Source organism: uncultured Chloroflexus sp. (genome assembly GCF_937129525.1).
Classification (GTDB): domain Bacteria; phylum Chloroflexota; class Chloroflexia; order Chloroflexales; family Chloroflexaceae; genus Chloroflexus.
Genome location: NZ_CAKZNK010000060.1, coordinates 1 through 25,611 on the forward strand (window position 1 = coordinate 1; position 25,611 = coordinate 25,611).

General features: G+C 57.8%; 19 protein-coding genes and 1 pseudogene. 4 read left to right on the forward strand and 16 right to left on the reverse strand.

Annotated elements, in window-relative coordinates; all coding sequences use genetic code 11:
• Positions 1 to 105: 105 nt before the first annotated feature.
• The 7 genes from Q0650_RS07010 to Q0650_RS07040 all read right to left on the reverse strand — a co-directional run bounded on the left by Q0650_RS07010 (position 106) and on the right by Q0650_RS07040 (position 13,234).
• Complete coding sequence (locus tag Q0650_RS07010; protein WP_298817294.1) at positions 106 to 291, reverse strand: hypothetical protein; 186 nt, start codon at positions 289 to 291, stop codon at positions 106 to 108.
• Positions 292 to 685: 394 nt separating this feature from the next.
• Positions 686 to 2,737 carry a glycosyltransferase family 39 protein gene (locus Q0650_RS07015; protein ID WP_298817296.1) on the reverse strand — a complete coding sequence of 684 codons (2,052 nt, stop codon included), beginning with the start codon at positions 2,735 to 2,737 and terminating at the stop codon, positions 686 to 688.
• Positions 2,734 to 4,869 (reverse strand): hypothetical protein, encoded by a 2,136-nt coding sequence (locus Q0650_RS07020; protein WP_298817298.1) that lies wholly within the window; start codon positions 4,867 to 4,869, stop codon positions 2,734 to 2,736. Before Q0650_RS07020 ends, Q0650_RS07015 begins: the two co-directional genes overlap by 4 nt.
• A 21-nt stretch (positions 4,870 to 4,890) precedes the next feature.
• The gene (locus Q0650_RS07025) at positions 4,891 to 7,176 is read right to left on the reverse strand and encodes a glycosyltransferase family 39 protein (RefSeq protein WP_298817300.1); all 2,286 of its coding nucleotides are present in this window, start codon (positions 7,174 to 7,176) and stop codon (positions 4,891 to 4,893) included.
• Complete coding sequence (locus Q0650_RS07030; RefSeq protein ID WP_298817302.1) at positions 7,166 to 9,145, reverse strand: glycosyltransferase family 39 protein; 1,980 nt, start codon at positions 9,143 to 9,145, stop codon at positions 7,166 to 7,168. The genes Q0650_RS07025 and Q0650_RS07030 overlap by 11 nt, the downstream gene beginning before the upstream one ends.
• A 2-nt stretch (positions 9,146 to 9,147) precedes the next feature.
• Positions 9,148 to 10,386 carry a glycosyltransferase gene (locus Q0650_RS07035; RefSeq protein WP_298817304.1) on the reverse strand — a complete coding sequence of 413 codons (1,239 nt, stop codon included), beginning with the start codon at positions 10,384 to 10,386 and terminating at the stop codon, positions 9,148 to 9,150.
• Positions 10,387 to 10,402: 16 nt separating this feature from the next.
• Positions 10,403 to 13,234 (reverse strand): glycosyltransferase family 39 protein, encoded by a 2,832-nt coding sequence (locus tag Q0650_RS07040; RefSeq protein WP_298817306.1) that lies wholly within the window; start codon positions 13,232 to 13,234, stop codon positions 10,403 to 10,405.
• A gap of 135 nt (positions 13,235 to 13,369) precedes the next feature.
• Between Q0650_RS07040 and Q0650_RS07045 the strand changes: the two genes are divergently transcribed.
• Entirely contained in the window at positions 13,370 to 14,425 is a 1,056-nt protein-coding gene (locus tag Q0650_RS07045; protein ID WP_298817307.1) for a hypothetical protein, read from the forward strand.
• A 115-nt stretch (positions 14,426 to 14,540) separates the two neighbouring features.
• Positions 14,541 to 15,248: a metallophosphoesterase gene (locus Q0650_RS07050; protein ID WP_298817309.1), complete on the forward strand. Its 708-nt coding sequence runs from the start codon at positions 14,541 to 14,543 to the stop codon at positions 15,246 to 15,248.
• 128 nt (positions 15,249 to 15,376) lie between these two features.
• Here the strand turns inward: Q0650_RS07050 and Q0650_RS07055 are convergent, their stop codons facing one another.
• Positions 15,377 to 15,667: a PspC domain-containing protein gene (locus tag Q0650_RS07055; RefSeq protein WP_298817311.1), complete on the reverse strand. Its 291-nt coding sequence runs from the start codon at positions 15,665 to 15,667 to the stop codon at positions 15,377 to 15,379.
• A 527-nt stretch (positions 15,668 to 16,194) separates the two neighbouring features.
• Entirely contained in the window at positions 16,195 to 16,518 is a 324-nt protein-coding gene (locus Q0650_RS07060; RefSeq protein ID WP_298817312.1) for a non-heme iron oxygenase ferredoxin subunit, read from the reverse strand.
• A gap of 117 nt (positions 16,519 to 16,635) precedes the next feature.
• Here Q0650_RS07060 and Q0650_RS07065 point away from each other — a divergent pair, with 117 nt between their 5' ends.
• Positions 16,636 to 18,273, forward strand: a complete 1,638-nt coding sequence (locus Q0650_RS07065) for a GAF domain-containing sensor histidine kinase (protein ID WP_298817313.1) — start codon at positions 16,636 to 16,638, stop codon at positions 18,271 to 18,273.
• Positions 18,274 to 18,436: 163 nt separating this feature from the next.
• Here Q0650_RS07065 and sucD read toward each other — a convergent pair whose 3' ends face one another.
• The gene (sucD, locus tag Q0650_RS07070) at positions 18,437 to 19,324 is read right to left on the reverse strand and encodes a succinate--CoA ligase subunit alpha (RefSeq protein WP_298817315.1); all 888 of its coding nucleotides are present in this window, start codon (positions 19,322 to 19,324) and stop codon (positions 18,437 to 18,439) included.
• 37 nt (positions 19,325 to 19,361) lie between these two features.
• Positions 19,362 to 20,102, reverse strand: coding sequence for a deoxyribose-phosphate aldolase (gene deoC, locus Q0650_RS07075; protein ID WP_367280801.1), 741 nt, complete (start codon positions 20,100 to 20,102; stop codon positions 19,362 to 19,364).
• 173 nt (positions 20,103 to 20,275) lie between these two features.
• On the opposite strand from deoC, the gene Q0650_RS07080 reads away from it, so the two are divergent.
• Entirely contained in the window at positions 20,276 to 21,178 is a 903-nt protein-coding gene (locus tag Q0650_RS07080) for a sugar kinase (RefSeq protein WP_298817319.1), read from the forward strand.
• Positions 21,179 to 21,229: 51 nt separating this feature from the next.
• Here the strand turns inward: Q0650_RS07080 and Q0650_RS07085 are convergent, their stop codons facing one another.
• The 5 genes and pseudogenes from Q0650_RS07085 to Q0650_RS07105 form a co-directional block, all read right to left on the reverse strand.
• Positions 21,230 to 22,354: an FtsW/RodA/SpoVE family cell cycle protein gene (locus Q0650_RS07085; RefSeq protein WP_298817321.1), complete on the reverse strand. Its 1,125-nt coding sequence runs from the start codon at positions 22,352 to 22,354 to the stop codon at positions 21,230 to 21,232.
• A gap of 226 nt (positions 22,355 to 22,580) precedes the next feature.
• Positions 22,581 to 23,624, reverse strand: coding sequence for a 3-deoxy-7-phosphoheptulonate synthase (aroF, locus tag Q0650_RS07090; RefSeq protein WP_367280800.1), 1,044 nt, complete (start codon positions 23,622 to 23,624; stop codon positions 22,581 to 22,583).
• A gap of 88 nt (positions 23,625 to 23,712) precedes the next feature.
• Entirely contained in the window at positions 23,713 to 24,168 is a 456-nt protein-coding gene (ndk, locus tag Q0650_RS07095) for a nucleoside-diphosphate kinase (RefSeq protein WP_298817325.1), read from the reverse strand.
• A 159-nt stretch (positions 24,169 to 24,327) separates the two neighbouring features.
• The gene (locus Q0650_RS07100) at positions 24,328 to 24,675 is read right to left on the reverse strand and encodes a roadblock/LC7 domain-containing protein (RefSeq protein WP_298817327.1); all 348 of its coding nucleotides are present in this window, start codon (positions 24,673 to 24,675) and stop codon (positions 24,328 to 24,330) included.
• Between the two features lie 65 nt (positions 24,676 to 24,740).
• Positions 24,741 to 25,611 (reverse strand): annotated as a pseudogene (locus Q0650_RS07105) (hypothetical protein); the annotation flags it as partial.

Here is a 25,611-nt window from a genome sequence, read left to right on the forward strand (position 1 = left end):
ACGGGATTTTGTGGATCGTGGATACGCCGCCGACCACGTCGTCGCCAATCACCACCACGACGCCGCCGACCACGTCGCCGGTAGGGGCGAAAAAATTTTTCGCCCCTACCGGCCATACCACCATCCCCGACCACACCCCCGTCCCCGTCCCCATCCCCATCCCCGGCCATGACCACGCCCCCGCCCCCATCCCCGGCCACGGCCCCATCCCCGGCCATGACCACGCCCCCGCCCCCATCCCCGGCCACGGCCACAGCCCCATCCCCGACCACGGCCCCAGACGCCATACATGACATGCGCCCCCGCGGCACGTCAAAAACCATCGGATCCATCGTGCGTGGTTTCAAAATTGGTGTGACGAAAATAATGCGGGAAAAGGGGATGGTGGGGCCAGTGTGGCAACGCAACTATTATGAACACATTATCCGCAACGACGATGCACTCAACCGTATCCGTCAATACATTCCCAACAACCCACGCCGCTGGCAATTAGACCGTCAAAATACTGCCTAAATCAGCGATGATGAATTCAATGCGTGGGACGACGAATCGTTGCCTCACTTCAATGATGAGGAACTATGAACTTTATACCTGAAAGGCATATCATCTGCTGGCAACTATGGTAGAAACAGAACCTGTACCGGAAAGATTACTGTTTACCCATCTCATTTGTGGACATGCACGGTCAATTGCCCGTGCTCGCCTCCACCTGATCAACCACTATGCCTAGCCGACGGTTATCAGGGGCTGACCAAGGCGTGAGGCGGAATTCGATTTCACGCAATGGGGAAACCGTATCTGAAGGCTGCAGTTGCAGTTCCAGCCAACGCCACTCAATTCCAAGCTGGAAGGGTTGACAACGATTATCGATACAGATCTGGCCAACAATTGGCGCATCGGGCCGCAATGCCGCTATCCGTAACCGAACAATGCGCGCCTCTGCCGGAATGCGAATCCGCGCTACCGGCCCTGTCCAGCGCGCGCGCGTACCGGCCAGCTCCTCGCCGGGATAGAAACCGCTCAGGTAGCCAAAATCCAGTCCATCTCCAACCTCGATCACCTTCCGCGGTATAGGAGTAGTATCTCGCCAGGCTAGATCGAGCAGGGTCTGTTCACTCACGTATTGAGGTCGATAGAACTGCTGCGCTTCAGCCAGCTCACCCCGTTCACGCAACAGATCACCGAGCCGCGTGTATGGCGGAGGGTACAGAATATTGAGCCGCTGCGCCGCTCGATAGGCTGCCAGTGCTTCATCATGCTTACCCTGAGCACGTAAGACATCGCCGAGTGCGATATATCCGTCAGGAGTCGGTTGCGCTGACACCGCTTGCTGATACGCAATGGTCGCTCCAGGAAGATTGTTGCTGATGCGCGCCAAATCACCGCTCAAGCGCCAGAAACTGCGCGTGCCGCCCTGTATCGCATAATCCCAGTGGTAGGCCAGCAGAGCCGAACAACCAACAATTCCCGCCGCCAGCAGACCCGCTGTCAACGCCGGTTGCGCCAATCGCGATAGCTTCGGCAACGCCAGCCACGCCCTGACCGCATATGGAATCAGCACACAAAAGATAAAATGGCGGTAACGCCCCTCGCCGTGGGTGAGCAGCGAGACAGCGATGAAGTAGAGCACCCACAGAATCAACAACCGCGCTGGCGCGCGCCCAAGCAATGTACCGTAAAGTAGTGCCGCAACACCGCCAACAGCAACCATCCCATACAGCAGATCATCGGTGATCAGAGCCATCAAGAATAACAACGGCGGCGGATCAGCGCGATAATCTTCCAGCAAGAACCGATCCTGAATCGCCTTGACGCGCCAGATTGCCAGCCAGTTTGGCCACAGCTTTCGCAGCAAGATGGCCGGATCCTCGCGCAAACGCTCCAGCCCGCGCGCCGTCGCATACGTCGCTCGTTCCGAAGGGTCGGCAATATTCTCGAGCGCGCGAAAGATCGTCGCCATATCTTCCCGTGGCTCATTAAACGCCCACAGGTTGTACGACAGGCCAGTCTCGATCAGAATACAACTGCGATAGCTGAGACAATTTCGGATCGTCCACGGCGCGACGACGGTCAGCGCGATGACGGCAAAGCTTACGCCAGCCAACAACGCCGTTGGCCGATGAAACACTTGACGCCAGTGCCCTGCCGCTTCCAGCGCAATCCACCCCGCGACCAAAACCGTAAAGTAGAGTGGCATCGAGCGCGTGAGCAGAGCAAGACCCCATAAGGCGCCAGCAACCAACAAGCGCCAATCCTGCCACCGCCCTCCCTTTTCTCGCCACGCCAGCAGTAACCAGAGAGCGGCGCTAAACAGGGTTGTGAAGAGCGTTTCGCTCATGTAGAGCGCGGCGAAGGTGGCGTGGGTGAGCAAGATCGCTGCCACCAGCGCCACCAGCCGATGCGCCAGCGGACTCGCCCCGTCGCCAATGGCCTGCGAGAGACGATACATGAGGTAGACATTCAACACGCTGAGCGCAATATTCGGGAGCGCCGCCAGCCAGACATTGCCTTGCGCCAGCCAGAGTGAGGCCGCCAGAAAGAGTGGGTAGAGTGGCGCGCGCAGCCAGTGATAGCGGTCGTAGAAGCTCCAGCCGCGCCCTGCCAGCAAATCTTGCGCTACGGTGAGATATTCAACTTCATCATTAGCCGGCAAATGAAGTGGTTGTAGCCAGAGCGCCAGCCTGATCAGAGCAGCCAGCCCCAGGATGGCTACAATCCACCACGTCTCCCGCTTCATCGCGCCTCCACCCTGCTTACCTGTACTCCTAATCGACGTCCATCTGGACTGGCCGGATCGTATTGACGTGTCCAAAAGGTCGGCGAGCGCACCGCAACTACCACCTCGCCAGATCGGAGCTGCGCTGGCAGTGGCACAGAGATGGTCTGCCAGTCAGGACCAATCGTGAACGATTGAGGATCACTGTCGGCGACAGTGACCCAGACGCGCACAGCGCTACGGTCTGGTCGTCCGCTGCGCATCGTGAGCGCAACCGCCTGCGCATCTGCCGATGCTGTCACCCGCGCCTGCGCCCAGCCGGTCGTCCAGCGCCAACCCTCTTCACCCGCCATCGAATGATGCATCCCGCGAATGAAACCGAGATCAAGCCCATCACCCAGTGTCAGCGTGACCGGTGGCGGCGTTACAGTGCGTTCCCACAACCAGGTCGCCAGGTCTTCGCGCGATGCTGTCGCAAAACCGACCAGCTCAGCGCGGGCAGCGTTGAGATCGCCGCGTCGCCGCAGCAGATCGCCACGCAGCAAATGTGGATAGGGATGGGAAGGTAATACGGCAATGGCTTCATCAAGCCAGCCCAGCGCCATCTGTTCATCGCCGGCCAGCAGCGCAGCCCGGGCCAGCGCCACGCGCGCCAGCACTGAACGTTCATCAATCGTGAGCGAGCGCTGTGCGGCAGTGGAGGTAACAGCCAGATCGCCTGCCTCTAACGCGCGCTCTGCCTGCGCCAGGTAAACATGTTTGCCGGCTAACTGCCATGCCAGTAGAGGATACGGCGCATGCCAGAGCGTGACCAGCATGGTGACCAGCGGCAAGAGAACAGCGGTCGGCTGCCAGGAAGGTAACCTCGCCCGCATCGTCGGAAACCAGGCAGCGCCGACCATCCCGGTATAGGCCAGTAACACCGGGTAGAGTGGTAAGCGGTAGCGCAGTTCAACGTGAAAGATCAAGGTGGTGAGCAAAACATACGCCGCCCAACCGCCCAGCAACCAGCGCGGATCGGCAAGCATCTGGATGAATGCCTGTCGGCGACTGACCGCGTTCGACTGACGCAACCGCCATCGTCGCGTCAAGCCAAAACTACCTGCCAGCAGAATAAGCAACCATATTCCATCACCCAGGATCAACCTGGCCGCGACTTCGCCCGGCGAAACCCAGATCGCAGGCCGTGCCCGTAAATCGTCGGTATGCTCAAGCGCAAAGAAGAGGTGCAGTTCACGGCCCATTTTGGCGACAAATCGCCCTGGATCGGCCATAATCACCGCCAGACCGCGTTCAGTCGCCAGCCGCTGTCTGAGCAGACGATCCTCGCCGAGCGCGTAGAGTTGCGCTTTCACCACTTCGCGCCCCGCCGGATCGTTATCGAGCCACAGATTCTCTGCGCCCGTGGTGTCAATCACGATCACACCGCCATAGGTCAATGTGTTCCGTGCCGTCCAGGGCGCAACCACCAGCGCGCATCCGAGCAATAGTGCCGTAACTTGCGTCAGACCGCGTCGCCACTGACCTTCTACCAGCGCGGCAAAGAACCACCAGACCGCCGTTAGCGGCAAAAGTGGCAAAGCAACCGAACGAATCAGGCAAAGCGCGCCCAACGTCAATCCGGCTACCAGCGCCATCCAGCCTCGCTCTGACGGTCGTATCACCAGCCACAAGAAGAGACTCAATCCGGCCAGAAAGAGCGTTTCGGTCAGCAATTCAGTCGCATTGGCGGCCAGTGTGTAGTTGAGCGCGGTCAGCAACCCCGCCAGTAACCCCGCTTGCCTGGCGAAGGCCGGTGGCATTTGTGGCGCTGCGCGGCGGGCCAGTGCCTGGGTGAACAGCGCAATCAGCGGCACCGTCAATGCACTGATTACCGCCTGTACCAGTCGCAGGTTCTGCACCAATGAATCGACCAGCAGGATCGCCATCGCTAAAAAGATCGGGTAGAGTGGTGGCCGCATTAGCCGCAGTTCAACGTAACGTCGCTCCTGCAAAAGGGTGAGCGCCTGAGTCAGATATTCAGCTTCGTCGCCACCTAGCGGGTAGAATTCGCGCCAGCGCCAGGCAAGCAGTCGCACCAACAACGCCACTGCCGTCAAGGCTGCCACCGCCATCCACCAGCGCCGATTACTCGCTTGTTGGACCTCCGCCATGCTCACCGCAATCTCCCCGACTTAACGTACCTCGGCCCAATCGAGCTGAAACGCCAGCACCCGTAAATCCCCGACCTGCGGTCCCTGCCGTCGTACCAGATCGAGCGCGTCAGGCACAAAACCTGGACTCGTAAACGTCACAATGTAGTCACTGCCTGCCGGCAATGCCGGTAATGGCAGACAAAACTCTTGCAGACGATGATCGGGAGTCAACGTTCCTATCACTATTTCACCCATCATCACCCGCACTGTTGGCTGTGGCAGATCGGCTGGCCAGTTCGCCGCTGCCTGCAAACAGAGCTGCCGAGGCTCGCCAGTAGCCGCTGCCGGGAAGCGCAGATGCGCCGTCTCGGTTGCCCAGCGCACTGTCGCTCCCAGCACCGGATCGAACTCGCCAAGGTAAAATCCATCGATGTAGCCTAGATCGTTGTCGTCGGCCAGATCGATCCGGTCGGCAGGCAGTCGCGGTGGATGTAACCAGCGCCATGCCCACCCGACTGGATTCCAGTCATCGACCAGCGTGAGACCGAACCACTGCCGCGCTCTGGTCAGATCGCCGAGCTGTCGCAGTAACTCGCCACGCACCACCGCCGTCTGCCAGGAATACAAGGGTTGTTTCACGTCTAGCAAGATCAGTCCTTGCTCTGGTTGACCCTGCCGCGCAGCCAGCAGTGGCGCGCCGAAGGCGCTGGCATAGGCCGGCAAATCGGGATCGGCCAGGGCCGTAGTCATCGCTGCCAGATCGTTTCGCGTGAAAGCACTCTCCAGTCGTTCAACCGCTTCGTAATGCTTGCGACTATCCCAGGCAAGCCGTGCCGCCGCTATAGCCGATGGATAGGGGCCGAAATACGAGGCCCAACGCGAAGGCGCTTCCGGCGCGCGCGGTTCAAGATAGGCGTAGGGCGTTGCAGCAATCAACCACAACACCAGCGCCAGCGTCAGACCCGATAGCCCATACCATCCTCGCAACCACAGCCACCAGCGCGGTATTTCGGCCAGGGCCACCATCGCCAGCACGAACAGAAACGGCAACAATGGGATGCGAAAGCGATTGATCGCAAACAAGAGTGGCGCTACCGCCACATTGTAGAGCAGCCACAACCCGATAATGACGGTCAGACCGGTCGCAAGACCTCGCTGACGCGCGACCATCCAACCCAGCACAGCTAGTGGTAAGACCAGGATGTAAAGCGTATCATCGAGCGCCAGCAGTGCCAGCGTATACCAGCGCGGTAACCGGCCAAGAGCAAAACCTTCGGACAGCCGCTCAGCTCCGCTGTAGTTGATTTGAAAGAGATCCACCAGTTCAACCAGGGTCTTGCTAACAAATGCCCACGGTCTGGCCCAGATCAGACACCAGCCCTCGGCGTTGAGAAGGCGTTGCCGTTCGGCCTGCGTGATCGCTGTCACCGGTTTGGTCAGGGCGACGTTCAAGCCTGGATCGTCAGTCTGAGCCAGACACGAATCGGCAACCAGAGCCGCGCGCTCAGTATCGTCGAGCGTGGGATCGAGCAAAGCCAGGGTAAAGTTGCGCGTTGGCGCATCGCTGCGCCCGCCGTCATAGGCAGTACGCGCTCCCAGCGCCAGATTGTAGGCGCCGGTTGTGTCGATAATGATCAGACCACCATAGGTGCGCGAAGCGTAGAGCGCCCACGGCCCGATTAACATTCCCGCCATCAGCAGTGGGATCAGCGCCGTCGTCACGCGCTGTCGCCAGTCTCCCCCTGCCTGCCAGATCAACCATAGCGCAACGAGCGGCAAAAATCCGAGCAACAGACCGCGAGTGAGCGTGGCCAGTCCGAGCAGAATACCGCCGCCGATCAGCCGCCAGCGCTGTCCTGGTTCGACCAGCAACAGCACAGCGCCGAGCAGGAGCGTGATGAAGAGCGTTTCGCTCAATAAAAGCTGCGGATAGATTGCCAGCGGCAGCGCCACCGCTCCCAGAAACGCAGCGCCACCCGCGTAACCTGGACTAGACCCTGACTTTCGGCCTATTGCATAGATGAGCGCAACATTCAGCAGACTGAGCAGCGTCTGGCTAAAGAAGATCGACTCTAAGGCGCGACCAAAGATCGCCAGATGAGCAGCGAGAAACAAGGGATAGAGCGGGGCGCGTGTCCAGAGATAGCTGGTGTGCCAGGCAAAACCGCGTCTATGCGCCAGCCAATCGGCAGCCGCCAGATACTCGGCTTCATCGGAAATAAAACCGATGCGCGGCAGATTGCCCCACAACGCAATGCGGAGGGCTACCCCGACCAGCAACGCCAGCCAGAGCGGCCAGTGCTGACGTAGATGTTTAGCGATCACCGTCGATGACCTCAATCGTGGTCAGGAAGAGTCGACCAGCGTCCAATGCTCCTTCACCGCGCGCGGGCAAACGACCCGCTGGCGACGGATCGGTGGGACGATACCAGCCGATCAACAACTGATACTGGCCAGGAGGCAGATCGGCAGGCAAAGACACCGCCCGATCATCGCGCGCCGGCTTGCCCGGTAACCACGTACTGGTCGGTAGATAACCGGCCAGCGGCGGGCCATCATCACCGGCAACTGGCGGTTGCTCACAATCACGACACAGATGAATGAAGAGGCTATAGTCCTCGGTCAGTGGATTATTGACATCCCAGAACAGGCTGAGCGGAATATTGCCGCCGGCGCGGTACACTCCCGGCCCGGCAGGAGTCGTTGCCTTCAATGTGTAACCAAGCAGACGTATATCATTGCCGAAAGTTACTGCCATCGGCGTCTTCGGTTGCGCGACCGCGCCGGTAATGTAGGCTTCTGGCGCTTCCTGACAAAAGAGATGCACCCCCTGAAAGCGCCAGATACCGCACGGCCATGTTCGCTGTTCACGGCTGAACGCCCAAAAATTGCCGACCAGACCGTATTCATCGCCGGGCAATGGTGGATCAACGGTGCGCGCATGATCGGGCGCAATCAGCAAGAAGCTGCGCGTGTAGCCGGCGAGTGCTGCGCGACGCTCGGCATCCCATTCGCGTTGGCCATAGCTGGTTTCACCTGACCAGAAATCGGCAAAGGTGATTGGTTCAGGCGGCGCGTCGGCGCTCCATCGGCTCATGTAGTATGTACAGAGTGGACGTAGATAACCCGGATGAACGACGATCGCATCATCAGGATGCACACGACGGGCCAGCTCACCAATCGCCTCGCGATACTGCTCTTTGACCGGATCGCCGGAAAAGAGACCAAACCGGGGCTGGATCAGGGCAAGTCCACTGGTCAATAGCACTCCGGCCAGCGCCAGCCCGCCCAACCAGCGCCACCAACCGGCGCGCGCTACCCCCAGTGCCAGTATCACCACCCATACCGGGAAGACAATCATCAAGTAACGTGCCTCGTAGAGACGGGTAAAGAGAAGTTGAAGCATAAAGAGGGCTAGCGGCACAACACCTGTCAGGCCGAGCGTGAGCGCTGCCGGACGGGTGAGCATACGCAGATTGCTCAGTCCCAGACCCAACAACACCAGCCACGGGATCAGCCAGAACCAGGGCAGATCGCCCGGCCAGCGGTCGAGACTGAAACGGGTGAAGGTCAACCACAATGCTCTGAGTGGATCAGCCGCAGGCGCCGCGCCACTGGTAGCCCGATCACTTCCAACACCGGCAGCCATCGCTGCGATCATTCCCACGCCGATCAGCAACAACCCGCCGGCGATCGGCCACGCATAGCGACGTGACCGGCTGAACAACCAGACCAGCGCCGCGCCCAGGGCCAGCAATGCGGTTAGACGGTGGATCAGGAATGCAACAGCAGCCAAACCGAGCAACCAGAACCAATCGCACGACCGGTCGCTCTCTGCGGCGCGCAGCGTTAGCCAGAGCATCGCTGCGCTCACCAGTAACACCAGTGCGTAGACCTTCGCCTCCTGCGCATACCAGATCGCAAAGGGAGAAACCAGCCCGATTAACCCTGCTGCAACCGTGACAACGGCGCGCCGATCAGGTTCGCTCACCAGTCTCCGCGCTGCCAGCGCTAACAGCGGCACACTGAACGCGCCGGCCAGCGCAGAAGGGAATCGCAACATCCACTCGCTCGCGCCAGCCAGGCCGATCCAGCCCTTAAGCAACAGATGATAAAGCGGATAGGCAGCATTGGGCAGCGCCAGATCGAGGAGCAACACCGACCATGGCTGCATTGCCATCGCCCAGCTATTGCCCTCGTCAAGCCAGAGACTCTGCGCATCGAGCCGGTAAAGGCGAATGACTAGCGCAACAAATGTTGTAACCAGCAGGATTGCGATCAGACTCCGCTTCATGGTTATGCGCCATTTCGTAATGCGAGCGCAAACGCTGCTTCATAGCGCGCTGCTGTATTCTCCCAGGTCAACTCGGTCACAATTCGTTGCCGGGCTGCTGCGCCCAACCGTTCGGCTAACGCTCGATCACCGATCAGACGACTGATTGCTGCCGCCAGTGCCGCTCCATCCCGCTCTGGCACCACCAACCCATGCACGCCATCGTCGATTACATCGGCAACACCGGCTACCCGCGCCGCTACAATCGGGCGGGCCGCTCCCATCGCTTCGAGCAAGACATTAGGCAGACCATCAACGCCTTCGCGGATAATCGGCAAGGCAAAGACATCAGCCGCCGCCATCGCCGCAGCCGCCTGTTCGCGATCAAGCTGACCGGTGAAGAGAACAGTCGGCGCAATCCCCAGCCGCGCTGCCTGCGCCTCCAGCGCCGGACGCAGATCACCGTAGCCGGCAATCACCAGCCGCGCCGTGGGATGCATCCGTAGCACCGCCGGCCAGGCGTCTAACAAGATGGTGAAGCCTTTTTTGGTCACCAGTCGCCCCAGACCGAGCACCAGTGGCGCCTCGGCGGGAATGCCCCACTGCGCGCGAAATGCCTGCGCGATCGCCGGATCAGGTCGAAACTGGCTCGGATTAACCCCATACGGGATAACGAAGGTACGCATCGGCGACGCGCCCAGCTTCACGCCTCGCATGCTGAGATCGGCGCTACAGGCGGTAACCGCCGCAGCCCGACGAAAGACGAACCGCGCCACCTTCCCCATACTGCGCTGCATCTCGGCGAGATAGATGTCGCTCCCGTGCAGACTCACCACCAGCGGCAGGCGATAGCGGGCAGCGACCAGTGCTGCCGGCAGGCCATTCGGCAACACCCAGTGCGCCTGCACCAGATCGAAAGGGCGTCGCGCTCGACGAGCCTGGATGATCTCGCGTCGGAGCGCCATCATCGAGGCTGGCAACGCAAATGGCGCTGCCAGCCATGCCTGTTCGCGCACCTGTGTATCGCTCTGCAACGACTGCGCGTAACCCCAGATATTGAGCGAAGGGTGCGGCGCGTAGCGAAAGAAACGTAGCTCGATCCCGCGTTCACGTTCCTGCCGGCGCAATTCGGGGTGCCATGGGGCCACCAGAGTCACCTGGTGACCACGCCCAACAATTCCCGCCGCAATCTCTTCGATAAACGGCGCCGTGGTTTCGCGAGGATATTTGGGTAGTGAAGAAGCCAGCATCAAGATGCGCATAGGAAGGCATACTCACTCACGAATCGGGAATGCGATAGACAAAAGCGCGAAAATCGGGTGTGGGACTGGCGTAGAGCAATTCAAAGCCATCAATGACCATGCCAGGCTGATTGGAATGATCAAGCAGCGGCGCCAGCAACCGACCAGCATCACCCTTAACGCGCATCTGATTTTCCAACACCAGATACTTCGCTCCGTAGTAGCGGGCAATCTGCAACAACAATGCGCGATCATCGGTATTCGGGATCATAACCGCTGGTCGTTCGGTATGCCAGTTCACCTGCCATGGCAACCGGGTCATAATCACGGTGTCTGACGGAGTATTGGCCTGCAACCATTCGTAGGCGGCCAGATCTTGCTGCCAGATCTGAGGTTCATTGCGCACTTTGTCTTCGATATCGGCCTGTGATCCGGCCACAATGGTCACAATCGCCGCCAGCGCCAGCATCAACCCCAACGGCGCCCAGCGTCGGTCACCAATTGCAGCCAGCCGATCGTAGCCGGCCCAGATCATCCACGCTGCCAGCAAGGCCAGCCAGGGAATAATCATCACCCAGTAACGCTCCTCGTTGGTGCGCCAGTAGGTAAGCATGAAGACGATATACGGCGCGTAGGCGAAGACCATCAGGCTCAACCAGCGCCGTCGATACGCTATGGCCGCGACCAGGCCAACCAAAGCCAGCCACGCTCCCAGTGGAGTAAGAATATTCTTGCGCGCATCGTGACTGAACAACACAGCCAGCGGCTCTGGCGCGCCCGGCCACACCGGCATCAGGTAAGCGCGTAATTCACGCGCCTGGGTCGTGAATTTGGTCAGCGTGGCATCAAATCCCCACCGCAAGATCCAACTGCGATCCGGCAAACCCGGCCCACCCCATTCAGGCGCGAAGACCCGGTAGATCTCGGCCCACGCATCACCACTTACGCCTCGGTAATCCAGCACCCACGCATCATAGCTCTCGGTGCTGTAGACCGGTTTGCCAAACAAGATTAGATTTCGCGCCAGGTAGGGCGACAGTATCAGCAATGCGACCGCCGACCACACAACTACCGGCGTTAAGCTGACGCGCAGCCGCTGCCAGCGCTGCGACCAATCGGTTGTCGTTCGCAGATCGTTGGCCAGCAACGTCAATTGCCACAACCCCATACCAAGCGCAAACATTGCGCCACTCGGCTTCTGCAACATCATCAAGCCGGTGCAAACTGCCGAAACAAGTAGCCAGCGCCAACGGCGAATCGGATCGGTCTGACTGCGCAACAGGGTTGCGATGGCAGCCATATTGAAGACGACGAAACCCAGATCGTTGGTAACGTAGATCGATAAGCGAAAGAAGAGATAATTGGTCAATACCAGAATCGCTGCCGTCACGCCGACTCGCCGATCCCACCACCAGCGCCCCACCGTGTAGATGAGTGCCAGTAGAATGAGATCGAAGATAAAATTAGGCAGTTTCGCTGCCCAAGCCGTTGGACCGAACAGCGCAAAAAAGGGCGCGATCCAGACCGGTTGCAAGAGCGGCCAGGTCTCCTGGGGGCGGGTTAAACCGTCGTACAGGTAATAAAACTGGCTCACGTAATCAACCACCCAACCTCGCCCACGCACCAGATTGCGGGCCACGATTGCATTATCGCTGTAGTCGGCATGCCCGACGTAGGGCAGCGTGGCAACAACCATCGCTTCGAAACCAAGCCAGATCACAGCAAAGAGGATCAACACCAGCCATGCGCCCCGACGCGAGGCCAGAGCATCGACCAGCGCCTCACTCAGCCGCGGCAGACCGGCGCGACCATAGGTCAATATCAGCGCAACCAGCGCCGTTCCCAACAGTGCGAATAACAGTGAGTCGGGAAAGGTTTGCCAGAAGAGGCGGAAGCCAGATGCTGTCACCCAGTTGAATACCTGCATCAGCGCATAGCCAAAGCACGCCAGGGCCACGGTAACCAGACCATAGCCGAGCGCCTGACCCTGACTGTAACGCCGCACCAGCAACCGGATCAACGTGATTAATGGTTGACGATAGGCAATAACAATCAGCGCGATCAATCCGATCAGCGCTACCTGCAAGATTGCTGCCATCCAGATGCGAGCCAGCGCCAACCCGATTGCGGCAGCGCCAATTCCAATTGCAGTGATCCCATACACCAGCGTTTGACTCAAGCTTGAGCGCGCCAGCAGGATATACAGCAGCAGCGCATTCCAGCCCAGTAACGCCACCGCTGGCCATGCAGGGAGCAATAGCGGCGCCGAATCGCTCACCGGGTCAATCCGCACTTCAGCCAGCCGCACACCTTTCTGGCGCGGATCGCGACTATCGGCCAGCGTTGCCGAGACGCGCAACGTGATGACAAGATCGCTGCGCTGATGCGCAATCGCCGGCACTGTAAAGGAATACGTTTCCCAGGTCGCAACCGGCGTAAATTCACCCACTACCGTCTCATCAACCAGCACTGTCACGAGCGGTTGTATGCCAATCTCTGCTGGCCAACCTTGCGCCAGCAACGTCACCTGCAACGGCGAACCTGCGCCTACATTGGGCAACACAATCACAGCCCGCTCGCGCGTCCAGCGCGAACGCCCGGTTGGTGAGTCAGGAGTAAGTTCATCGGCAAACAGATCGCCACGCTCGACCGGCGCCCAGCCCAGACCTGGATCGATCCCCACAAAGAGTCGATCACCCGGCCACCCAATCGCTACCCGACCCTGCGGCGGCGCCTGATAGGCCATCAGGCCGGCCAGCAACGCCAACGCCAGGATCAGCAACAGAGCGCGCATCGTTGCGCGCGCGGCCTGGCCGGTGCTGGTTGCTCGCGGATACTCAACAATGTTTGAATGTTCGCTAATGGTCATTCCTCTCCTGATCTGATCGGCTTGACGCCGACGGCCATTATACCGCTAATCTGTCTGAGCTACGGCTTACAACAAGCTGAAAATTGATTTTACTGTCGTATACTACAATTTGGACATCTGTAAAAGGAGGTAAGCATGAGTAATCAAACCGATCAATCTTCTTCGGGCGAAAAGATTAAACTCGTTCATGAGGAGCTGGATGCTAAAAAGGCACATCTTTACCATATTGCCGCCCAGGCTGCCTATCGCGCTCTCGATGCGTGCGCCCGGCAGGCTGTGCAGGAATTGACCAACGTCCAAAAGCATCCGATTGTGCTGGTTGATCGGATTATCGATGGACGCGATGCCATGCTGGCTGAACGAGCACGGGCATGGTTGATGAGCAGGCAAAAGCGACGAGACGGGAAACCAGATACCGGCGAAGATAAGGCCGATACAACTGCGCAACCTTCCGCCAGCATGCCCGCGCTGGGAGCATCGCTGAGCGCTTCAAATGCATTTCTGAGCGACTTCAATACACTTGTTGGAACCCTTAACAGTCTAACTGATAGTGTCAATAACTTACTCCAACGGTTTAAAAGCGATTATGCGCTCTATCGGATCGATGTTTCGATTGACTACGCGGCTCTGGCAGCAGCGATGGCCCATGTTCTCTGTCACTACGACTGGCAGGTATGGCACTTCCCTCCGCTGAGCAAAATGACCATCGATCGGGAGCAATCGATCATCGACCTGATCAATAACCTATCGCAGCCCAACCCTGCCGATCAGAACAATTTCTTGAATGATACACTGGAACAATTCAACACCATCTATGAAAAACTTGCTCAGGCCTTGCTCCCACCATCGCCATTCCAACCTTCAGCAGAAGGCGACAGCAAAGCCACCCAAACCGCTTCACCGGCTATCCTGCCTCCACTGGCACGCGCCATTTTGAGTGAACAGTTGCGTCACACGAAATCACCCATGTATCAGCTCGCCGTCCGCATACTGACGGTTGGTAGCGACATGATTATGCGTAAACACATCTTCTCCTCTGGTCAGCTTCTCTTCGTTGGTGGCTGCGCCATCGAGTATACGCTGGCCACCGCTGACGGACGTATCATTGCGGCGAACGTTGTGCAGAGCACCGAACGGATCAAGATTAACCTGGGCAACGGTAAACTTACGACTGAGCTGCTCGGCAAATAAATAACCGGCAACGAACAAAGGACTCAGTGTCGTTGTACGATATGTCAGACTGATTATTCCAAATATCAGTCCACTCAGTTGCGCGACAACGTCAGGCCTGTTATCATCAGGCGTTATGATCTGGACAATCTCTGATCTCCATCTTTCTTTTGCGCGCCCCAAGCCGATGGACATTTTTGGTCCCGGCTGGAAAGACCATCCCGACCGGATTGCGCAGGCATGGCGCAATCGAGTGGCGCCGGACGATTGGGTGTTGATCGCCGGCGATATTTCGTGGGCAATGAAATTGTCTGACGCTATGCCCGATCTGCAATGGATTGATGGCCTTCCCGGCACAAAGGTCATGATCCGCGGCAATCACGATTACTGGTGTCCGCGTAGCGTCAATTCAATCCGTCGCCATTTGCCGCCAAGCCTGCGCCTGATCGGCGCTGATGCGCTCGATATTGGCACCGCGGTCGTTTGCGGCACTCGTGGCTGGATTACGCCGGAAACACCCGGTTTCGGCGAGAAAGATGAGACGATTTATCAACGTGAATTAGGGCTGCTCGAACGCGCGTTAAAAGCCGGTCGCGCTCTTGCTATCGACAAACCGTTGATCGTCATGATTCACTTTCCGCCGTTTGTCAACCGTCAACCTACTGAGTTTGCTCGCCAGATTGCGGCCAGTGGCGCAGTAGCCTGCGTCTACGGCCACCTTCACCGCCGCTACGACTGGGATAACGCCGTGCAGGGACGGGTTGATGGAGTCTACTATCAGCTTACTGCCTGTGACTATCTCGGTTTTGGGCCGGTAGCTGTGCGTGGTCTTCCACAAGAGTAGCGCCAGGCACCGACCTGCCCTACCTGCTATCATCAACGGCACAAAAACCCTGCGGAGGTGCTATCAAACACCTCCGCGGATACTAATGAGCTATATGTATGTGCTGCTCGTGCAGGTTGAGGGTAACGCTACCGACGGAAGAGAGCGCGAACTTCATCGACGAGCCGCTCAACCAGCGCCCGCATCTCGGCGAAGGCAACTTCGAGATTGTTGCCCGGTTCGCCGGCATCCTCATTAGGCATCAGCAGCCACAATACCAGATAGAGTACCACTCCCATCCCATTCATCAGTCCTAGCAACACAAATATGAGCCGCACTATAACCGGATCAACATTGAAGTAGCGAGCCAGGCCACCGGCAACCCCGGCGACCAGGCGCTCGCGTGAGCGTAGCAGGCGTTGGGCTTGTGGCGTGTTCATTGTATCTCCCCCTGTTGTGATTCCTGTACTGTCGATTTGACGCTTACTGTCATGCTCAAGTTGCATCAATCTTCCAACTCATACCTACGTCTCCTAATGGAACGGTGCGCATCGTCTCGCCTGAGTCCATCTCACTTCTGGCAAAGGCAAACAAGCCGGGGATAGACCTCGCTCCACGCCCGTTACCATTTCATACACGCCTCGTGTTGGGCACAATCGAGCGGATCAAATACAGGCTATCGATTGATCAGCGCGCGGGCTAATCATTCACAAATCGGCAACAAACACTCCTTTCTTTGAGCATGGCGTCTAACTCAAAATACTCTTTGTCCATTTCGCCACCTTTTTTGCCTGTCATTTCAACTGAATCGGCTCACCGAACGCGGAGATGACTGGTCAGTGTCACAGTCTATAGCGTTGATAATGATTGACAGATTTGTAACTTTTTACCAAAAGTAATACGATATTTTGTAGTATTTGATCAAGATTAAAAATTGATTACAATATAAGTATGACAATTGTTCAGTTCATTGTGCCAATGGCCACTCTATAACCACGAAGATCTCATCATCGATGATCTCTACCGGGTACGTGGCTATACGCAATCCAATCGGCGGCACAATACTCTTACCGGTACGCACATCGTATGTCCAGCCATGCCATGGGCAGGTCACGGTATGCCCAATCAGCACACCTGCCGAGAGTGGCCCGCCTTCGTGGCGGCAGCTATCGCTGAAGGCATAGACCGTGCCGGCGACATTGGCCAGCCCGATCGGCAACCCATCGATCTCTACATATCGCATCTGACCAGGAAGTAGATCACTGCGATGACAGATTTTGAACCGTTCCATAACCAATCCTCCATTGACAGTATGGTTGTCGATCCGTTACATTACAGACAATATGCTATCTTAACCTCAATCAGGGCGTTATACCTGAAACCTGTTGCCACATCTCGAGGTGATCTTATGCCGCCGCTTGCAATTAATCAGCGTCAACTCGAAACCCTTAGTCAGTTGCTCATTGCCGGCGGTCACCACGAAGTGGCCGATCTGCTTCAGGCATCGCTCGATCGCTTGATTGCCTTCTGGCCGGCGCAAGCGGGCGCTTTGTTGTACATCTCACCCTACGGTGAGACGACCAAAGTGGCCCGCGGTCAGCTTGACGCCGAAACCCTCTCGTTGATCGAACAAGCGCGCGATGGCTTTGCTCGCCGTGATGATAGCGGTGAACCGATCGTCGGTTCCTACTCCATCGATGATAGTCGCGACTTGATCGAGTTGCCTTTGCAGAGTGGCGGTCAGGGAGTTGGGTTGTTGCATCTGGTTGTGAATCGCACCGATCAGCAGAGCAGTAGCAATCCCCCGCTTGATGAAGATTTGCTGGTATTACTGGTTCGCGCTATTGGCGGCGAAGCCGACAAACTGGCGATGTTGCGCCGCGCCGAGCGCGATTTGCGCGAACTGCATCTGCTTTACGAAATTGGGCAGTCGCTGGCCGTCAATCTCGACCTGAGCAGCCTGCTCAACGATATTAAGTTGCGCGCGCCTAAGGTGGTTGGCGCGGAACGTTGCTCGATTTTTATTCTCGATGAAGAAACCAATGAGCTGGTGCTGGAGATCCCCGGTGAGCAACGTCAGTATCGGATGCCAGCCGACCGCGGTATCGCCGGTTGGGTTGTGACTCACGGGATGGGGCAGATCGTCAACGATGTCGAACACGATCCACGCTGGTACGATGCGATCAGTCGTGAAGCCGATTTTGTCACTCGCTCGATCGTTTGTGTGCCGATGCGAGTCAAGGATCGTGTCATTGGCGCAATGCAGTTGCTCAATAAAGCAAACGGCCAGCCATTTACCGAACAAGATATGCAACTGCTCACCACACTGGCGGCGCAAGCAGCAATTGCGATCGAAAATGCCCGCCTGTATCAGCGCCTCAAAGAGGAGCGTGACCGGTTGTTGCAGAAAGAAGCCGAGGTGCGTCACGCGATTGCGCGCGACTTGCACGATGGCCCTACGCAGAGTGTCGCAGCAATTGCGATGAATATCGAGTTTATTAAACGCCTGTTCAAAGCGATGCCAGAGCGTGTGCCGGCAGAACTTGATACGCTTGCCGAACTGGTGCAGAAGACAACGCATGATATTCGCACGCTGCTCTTCGAACTACGACCACTCGGTCTCGAAACCCAGGGCTTGCTGGTCACTTTGCAGCAGTATGTCGAACGCTGGCGCGATCCGTCTGGCAATGATACGAAACTGCGGCTCGAAGCGCCGGCGCAGGTACCGCGCCTGCCTCCAGAAATCGAAGCCGCTGTCTTCATCATTTTGCAAGAGGCGGTCAACAATGCGCGCAAACACGCTCACTCGGATCTGATTACCATCTACCTCTACGTCGAAGAGGATCATTTTGTCGCCAGCGTGCGCGATCGCGGTCGCGGGTTTAATGTTGCTGCGGTTGAAAGTGGTTACGCCAATCGCGGTAGCCTGGGTCTGCTTAATATGAAAGAACGCGCCCGCCTCATTGGCGCCGACCTGCGCATTCGCAGTGAGATTGGACAAGGCACGACGGTCGAATTGCGCATCCCGTTGAATCAGGAGCGATAACGAACAGTTCACCGCGCGCAAACTGGTGACGCTCTAATCACCTGAAAACAGGTGGGGGAGAGCTGATTGACCGGCTCTCCCCCACCTGTTTTCGGGCACTCAATCTGTGACATCATTGCCTGGAGACGGTTGCCTTTCGATCCCGCGCCAGGCCGCACCTGCTTCAGGCCGCGCGCGCGGCCAGCACTTCTTTCACCAGTCCGGCAATGTCGGTTGGCATGCGGGCTACTCGAACGCCTACGCTCTCGAGCGCGGCGATCTTCTCCTGGGCAGTGCCTTCGCCACCACTGATGATTGCGCCTGCGTGACCCATCCGCTTGCCAGGCGGCGCTGTCTGACCGGCAATGAAGCCGACCACCGGCTTGGTTACGCGCGCTTTAATGAAAGCTGCCGCCTCTTGCTCGGCAGTGCCACCAATCTCGCCGATGAGCACGATAGCCTCGGTCTGCGGATCGGCTTCAAACATTGTCAGTACATCGATGAAGTTGGTGCCAATGATCGGATCGCCACCGATACCGACAATGGTGCTCTGGCCAATGCCAAGCCGGGTAAGCGCATCAACTGCTTCGTAGGTTAGCGTGCCCGATTTGCTGACAATTCCAACCGGTCCAGGCATGGCAATATTGCCCGGAATGATGCCGACCTTTGCCGCTCCCGGCGTCAACAAGCCTGGACAGTTTGGCCCAATTAAACGCGCGCCACACTCTTGCACAAAAGCGTAAGTGCTCACCATATCAAGTGCCGGAATACCCTCAGTGATACAGACAATCAAAGGGATCCCGGCTGCCGCCGATTCGCGGATTGCATCAGGGGCAAACGGCGCCGGCACATAAATGACAGCCGTATTCGCGCCGGTCGCAGCGACTGCTTCCGATACAGTGTTGAATACAGGCACCCGTCCGTCAATTGCCGTCTGACCGCCACGCCCGGGCACTACACCCGCTACCACGTTCGTCCCATATTCGATCATCTGGCGGGTGTGGAACTCGCCTTCTTTGCCGGTAATGCCTTGCACCAGTAATCGGGTATTGGCATCGATCAAGATGCTCACGCGCGCCTCCTCTGTATGCTCATCGATCGACAATCTTTCAATACAGCTCACGATCTCGCCGTTCAGGAGCAGTTCCCTCGGCTTCCTGGACGATTGCCACTCCAGCCGACGTACCAATCCGCGTTGCCCCGGCAGCGATCAGGGCCTGTGCTGCCGCCAGCGAACGAACGCCACCTGATGCTTTAACACCAATGGTTAGTCCTACCGCTGCTCGCATCAAGGCAATGTCGGCAACCGTTGCGCCACCTGGCCCAAAACCGGTGCTGGTCTTGACGAAATCGGCGCCGGCACGCGCAGCCAGCAAACACGCCATCACCTTCTCGTGGTCAGTGAGCAGGCCGGTTTCAATAATAACCTTGACGAGCGCGCCACCGGCATGGGCGGCATCGGTCACTGCGCGAATATCATCGGCTACAGCGTGGTATTCTCGCCCACGCAACGCGCCAATTGCCAATACCATATCAACTTCGCGCGCGCCGTGCCCAATTGCCTGCACTGTTTCAAAGACTTTCACTTTCGTGGTGGTTGCGCCAAGGGGAAAGCCGATTACAGTGCAAACGCGCACAGATGACCCAGCCAGCAGCCGCGCGCAACGTTCGACATAACGGGGATTGACACAGACACTGGCAAAACGATACCGCTCGGCTTCGTTGCATAGCCGGTCAATCTGCTCGGCAGTCGCTTCTGGTTTCAGCAGGGTATGATCAATGAAACTGGCAATCGGCGTGTCTGAAGCAGGTGGCAACGGCAGATTGGGCAATTGCGTGCCCGAAGGCAACCCGACTAATGCCTCAATTTGCGCGCGCACCTGCGCAATCAGGTCTTCCACGACAACGCTCCTCTTGACGGTTGGCGCCCTGATCCGGCATCATTCACGCTGCTATTGTAGCATAGTCAGGCAAGTTATTCGCTGAACAGTGATGATAGGTTAACTGTTGATACGGAGGCGGTATGGATCGGTTCGATGTGGTTGGGATTGGCGTCGCCAGTTGGGACATGATCGGAATAGCAGCCACACCGCCAGCTCTTGGGCGCAAACAACCCCTGGCCGGTTATGTCGAAATGGGTGGCGGGCCGGTCGCAACCGCATTGGCGACACTGGCCCGACTGGGAGCGCGCACCGCACTGGTCAGCGCCGTCGGTAATGATCGCTACGGAGAAGCGATTCGAGCCGATCTGGCACGCTTTGGTGTCGATACATCATTCGTGGCGGTCAAGCCCGGATCGTCACATGTTGCCTTTGTGCTGGCCGAACCGGGTAGTGACCGTCGCACGATCTGGTGGCATAACGATGCTCAGGTCTTTGCCGATCTCACCTTTCCTGCGGAACTGGCCACCAAAACCCGCGCCTTGTTGATCGATAGTCATCTGCCGGCGGCGTTGCCGGCGGCGCAACAAGTACGCGCTGCCGGAGGACGGATCATGCTCGATGCAGAACGGGTGAATCCCACGGTGTTGGAACTTATGCCACTCTGTGACGATATTGTCGTCTCGGCCAATTTCGCTCGCGCAATCACCGGCCTGTCCGATCTTGCCAGAGCAACGCAAACTCTGGCCGAACGCTACCGGCGAATTGTTGTCGTCACTGCAGGCGAAGCGGGAAGCTGGGCGTGCGATGGCAATGAGTTGCTTTACACGCCTGCCTTTCCGACTCAACCGCTCGACACCACCGGCTGCGGTGATGTGTTCCACGGTGCGCTGCTCTTTGCCATGTTGCGTGGCGATCCGCTTCCAACTGCCCTGCGCTTTGCCAGCGCGGCGGCTGCGCTCAAGACGCGCGGCTTCGGCGGCCGCAGCGCCCTGCCAACATTGATCGAGGTAGAAGCGCTGATGGGTGCTTCACCAACGTCATGAAAGATGTTGAATCTTTTGCTTAACCGGAAATCACGGTATCAGCCGCCATCATCAGAAGGCAATTTGCCGGTGACGTAGTTGCACACTTTGTAACAGGCCGATCCCGGCCAGTGTCACAATCATGAAACTACCACCGGCAGACACGAATGGCAACGGCAGACCCGTAACCGGCAACAGGCTCATATTCATACCAAGATTAATGACCGTATGGCTAAAGAGCATACCGAAGATACCCAATGCAATGAGTCGCCCAAATTGATCCCGCGCTTTGCCGGCAATAGTCAGTGTCTGCCAGAGTACAATGGTCAAGAAAATGATCAAAACCACTCCACCAACAAAGCCTAACTCCTCGCCTATCACGGCAAAGATGAAATCGGTATGCTGCACCGGCACGTAGTTGCCCTGACTGAACAGACCGCGGGTCAAGCCGGCTCCGGTGAGACCACCGGCACTGATCGCGTTAAGGGATTGGATCACGTTGTAAGCTGCGTTAAAATCTGCCGCTGCCGGATTCGTGAGCAGGTAATAGAACGTGCTGAGACGTATTTGCTGATAAGTATCGAGCAAATAGTGCCAGGCCAGCCACGCGAGTGGCACAAATGCCACAACGAGCAGCAGCAATTGCGCCGGACGCATCCCAGCTCCCCATGCCATAGCAAGCCAGATACTGGCCATGACCAGCGTTGTGCCGAGGTCAGGCTGAACAAAGACGAGAGCCATTGGCACTGCGGCAATTAACAGCCCACCGGCCTGCGCCAGCCAGCTCCCGCCCCGCTCGGCGAAATGTTGCCAGTACGCGGCCAATGCGAGAATTAATACCAGCTTACTCAACTCAGCCGGTTGGAATGTGCGCTCGCCGATTGCAATCCAGCTCCGCGCGCCTTCGCTCACCCGCCCGATGATCAATACCGCAGCCAGCAGGAGGACAGTGCCAATATACAAAGGTCGGGCCAGGCTAGAGAGTAGCCGATAGTCAAACAGCATCATGACAGCCATCACGATCAGCCCACCCACGATATAGATGAGCTGACGCTCAAAAACCGGACGCAATGGCAGGCCGTTGCCGGCTACCGCATTCAGGGTAGCACTGTGTAATGCCAGTCCGCCAATGACCAGCAATACCGCCACACTACCGACAACGGCCCAATCCAGATCGCGCCAGCGTCGTAACTCCACCGCATCACCTCTCCACAAGCTGTGTGTGCCATCTCGCCCGATCGCAATGAAGTTATCTGACCGGATAATCTGCGTCATTACGCAAGGCGCGGTAGTAGAATAGATTGCGCCAGACAATGTGAATCATTCCAGTCAGTTTCCAACCGGTCGGGAACATACCCGGCTCTCAGAAAAACTGCCGGCAAGAGGTCAAGCCCGCCCGCGCCTATCAGCTATCGCCTATCAACTATCGCCTATCCCCCGAGCCAACCCTCACCAGTGGACGCTCTACCGCAACAGCGATCCGCGACAACTGACGCATCAGCTCAGCAAAGCTGTCCGGCACCAGTGATTGCGTGCCATCGCAAACGGCATAGGCCGGATTATCATGCACTTCAACGATCAAACCATCAGCGCCGACGGCCAACGCTGCCCGCGCCAGTGGAATGACCAGATCGGCTCGACCGGTAGCGTGAGATGGATCAACGATCACGGGTAGATGAGAGAGTTGCTTGATCAATGGCACCGCACCCAGGTCGAGTGTGAAACGCAAACTGTCATCAAAAGTGCGGATACCGCGTTCACACAAGACGACATTGGGATTGCCCTCTGCCAGGATGTATTCTGCCGCCAGCAACAGATCTTTCACGGTGGCCGCAAAGCCCCGTTTGAGCAACACCGGTCGCCGGATACGCCCTACTGCGCGCAACAACGAATAGTTTTGCATGTTGCGCGCGCCGATCTGGAGCATGTCAGCATATTCTGCTACCAGCGGCAGGGTCTCCGTATCCATGACTTCGGTCACAATGGGCATGCCGGTCACTGCTCGCGCTTCGGCCAGAATCTGCAAGCCGGCTTCGCCCAATCCGTGGAAAGAGTACGGCGATGTGCGCGGTTTATAAGCGCCACCGCGGAGCATTACAGCGCCGGCCTCATGCACAGCGCGCGCAACGTTCAAGGTCTGCTCCCGACTCTCAACGGTGCATGGGCCGGCAATAATTGTAATTCCAGTGCCACCAATTGGAATGCCGCCAACTTCAACGATCGTATCAAGCTCTTTGAATTCGCGGCTCACCCGCTTGTACGGCGCCGTAACCCGGATTAACTGACTGACTCCGGGTAAGCGTTGCAAGCGTCCGGCTTGTTCGATCGGTCCTTGATTTCCGGTAATGCCAATGGCGGTGCGAGTTGGGCCAGGCATTGGGTGCGGCGTAAAACCCATTGCCCGAATCTCGGCGCAGACTGCTTCAATCTGCTCCGCCGTGGCATGCGCTTCCATGACTACCAGCATAGACAGGGTGGCGGTTGGCAGATAATCTGGTGACTGCTGCCAACCGCATAGACATATCGAGAACGCTCCGTAACCGTCTCAACCAGATTTATTCGTAGATCCAACCTTCAAGCGAACGATTCCACTCGCCGATCAATTCGTGGGGTTGGAAAAAGATTGCCGTTTCCCGCTCGCCACTTTCCGGCGAATCAGAGGCATGAATCAGATTGCGTCCGATGTCGACTCCAAAATCGCCACGAATCGTGCCCGGAGCCGCTTTAGCCGGGTTAGTCGCGCCGACCATTGCGCGCACCAGTTCCACCGTGCCCGGCTTACCAACCACTACAGCGACAACCACCGGCGCCGATGTGATGTAGCTAACCAAACCGTTGAAGAAGCTCTTGCCTTCGTGCTCGGCATAATGGCGCCGGGCCAGCGCTTCATCGACTTGCATCAGCTTGAGACCCTGAAACTTCAACCCTCGCTGCTCAAACCGGCTAATGATGGCGCCGATCAGACCGCGTTGGACTGCATCAGGTTTCAAAATCAGCAATGCGCGTTCCATGTATCCCTCGTTACGTCAAGTAATCGGTTTAGTTCTCTTTGCCAGTATACCACATGCCGGTCAGCCGGAACGAAGCGCGACGGCTATAACCAGACAATAGAAAAAGGCGACGCGTGCGCCGCCCTGACTATTGCCGGTTGTAGATAGGAAGATTGTCGGTCAGATCGGCACTGCCTCGCTGATTCGCTTGGCAGCGCGACGCATCTCCATCTTCACCAGGCCCAGATTCACGGTTCGTTGCGTGATCACTACCAGGATCAGCTCCTTTGCTTCTAACAACAAGATTGAGCCATCCCTGGCATCGATGATCGAGTCAACGAGATTCCCAACCCCCAGACGCCGGGTCGCCTTGTCGATCTCGCCGAAGACAGCCGCCGACATTGCGCCCAGTATCTCGGCATCTTCTTCATCAAGTAGTGTGCTGGCAACAACCAGGCCGTCTTTGCCAACCAGCAAGCTACCGATGACGCCATCGACCCGGATCAGATCCTCTACAATACGGCGCATGCTGTACCTTTCTTGTGGTGCCATCTTAGAGACTGCTTTCGTCTAGAGTGCAACGGATACCTTAATTATTCAGCAAATGTGGCGCTGTAAGCGGCAATTGCCTCGTCCAGACGCCCTTGCCGTGAATAGACATCACCAAGTAACCGGTGTAATTGACGCAAGACCGGCACATCATCAACAGTATTGACGAGGTCCTCCAATTCTTCAGCCAACCGATCAAGGAGCGCCGTTTGCTTAAGCAAGCGACGGTAGACGACTGCCATCAATTCAGCCTGTCCGGTCTGAGCGCACAGGCGCGCAATAGTGAAAGCCAGGGTATGGTTGGCCGGATTAGCGCTCAACTGGCGAAGATAGTCGTCAAGCCTGGCATTGCCGGTTGGAATGAAGTCTTCTGGAGCGCGTGGTCGCACCGGAGCGCGCGCTGAGCGACCGCGACCAGCCGTCACTGCCTCCCGGCGGGCAAAACGCAGCTCGTCGCGCGTTGGCGTCACACTGCGGCGCTCTTCGGTCGAGCTGGCCCGCATAGCCGGCTGCGGTTTCGCCCGTTCTGAAAGTGGCGGCAGCACGATCCGTGCCGGCTCTGGCGCTGGCGGTTCTGGCGGTGCTTGCCAGATGTCATCGAGCGCATCGAGCGGCTCCGGCACAAAACCGATGTCTTCCGGTTTGGGTGCAGGTGGCGGCTCTTCAACTCGCGGCGCTGTGCGCGTCGCTTTCGCAACCGGTACCGTTTCGGCCACGCTGAAATCGAACAGGTCTTCCTCTTCTCCTGCCGGTTTTTGCTCGCCGGTTTGCATTGACTCCAGTTGCGCAATCTCTTCGGGTGACAGCCCCAATTCCTCTAGCGAGAACGGCGTCAACTCCGGCTCGCCTGCCGACGGTTCGCCTGGCGCTGGCAATGCCGCCGGCTGCTCACCCCGCTGCGCCGCTTCCAACTGC

Bases quoted from the DNA above. Each gene is read 5' to 3' on its own strand.
- Q0650_RS07065 (WP_298817313.1), top strand. From the start codon at position 16,636: ATGCCGCCGCTTGCAATTAATCAGCGTCAACTCGAAACCCTTAGTCAG.
- Q0650_RS07040 (WP_298817306.1), bottom strand. From the start codon at position 13,234: ATGACCATTAGCGAACATTCAAACATTGTTGAGTATCCGCGAGCAACC.
- aroF (WP_367280800.1), bottom strand. From the start codon at position 23,624: ATGCTGGTAGTCATGGAAGCGCATGCCACGGCGGAGCAGATTGAAGCA.
- Q0650_RS07060 (WP_298817312.1), bottom strand. From the start codon at position 16,518: ATGGAACGGTTCAAAATCTGTCATCGCAGTGATCTACTTCCTGGTCAG.
- Q0650_RS07100 (WP_298817327.1), bottom strand. From the start codon at position 24,675: ATGCGCCGTATTGTAGAGGATCTGATCCGGGTCGATGGCGTCATCGGT.
- Q0650_RS07050 (WP_298817309.1), top strand. From the start codon at position 14,541: ATGATCTGGACAATCTCTGATCTCCATCTTTCTTTTGCGCGCCCCAAG.
- Q0650_RS07055 (WP_298817311.1), bottom strand. From the start codon at position 15,667: ATGAACACGCCACAAGCCCAACGCCTGCTACGCTCACGCGAGCGCCTG.
- Q0650_RS07080 (WP_298817319.1), top strand. From the start codon at position 20,276: ATGGATCGGTTCGATGTGGTTGGGATTGGCGTCGCCAGTTGGGACATG.
- Q0650_RS07035 (WP_298817304.1), bottom strand. From the start codon at position 10,386: ATGCGCATCTTGATGCTGGCTTCTTCACTACCCAAATATCCTCGCGAA.
- Q0650_RS07030 (WP_298817302.1), bottom strand. From the start codon at position 9,145: ATGAAGCGGAGTCTGATCGCAATCCTGCTGGTTACAACATTTGTTGCG.
- Q0650_RS07010 (WP_298817294.1), bottom strand. From the start codon at position 291: ATGTATGGCGTCTGGGGCCGTGGTCGGGGATGGGGCTGTGGCCGTGGC.
- ndk (WP_298817325.1), bottom strand. From the start codon at position 24,168: ATGGAACGCGCATTGCTGATTTTGAAACCTGATGCAGTCCAACGCGGT.
- Q0650_RS07045 (WP_298817307.1), top strand. From the start codon at position 13,370: ATGAGTAATCAAACCGATCAATCTTCTTCGGGCGAAAAGATTAAACTC.
- Q0650_RS07020 (WP_298817298.1), bottom strand. From the start codon at position 4,869: ATGGCGGAGGTCCAACAAGCGAGTAATCGGCGCTGGTGGATGGCGGTG.
- Q0650_RS07015 (WP_298817296.1), bottom strand. From the start codon at position 2,737: ATGAAGCGGGAGACGTGGTGGATTGTAGCCATCCTGGGGCTGGCTGCT.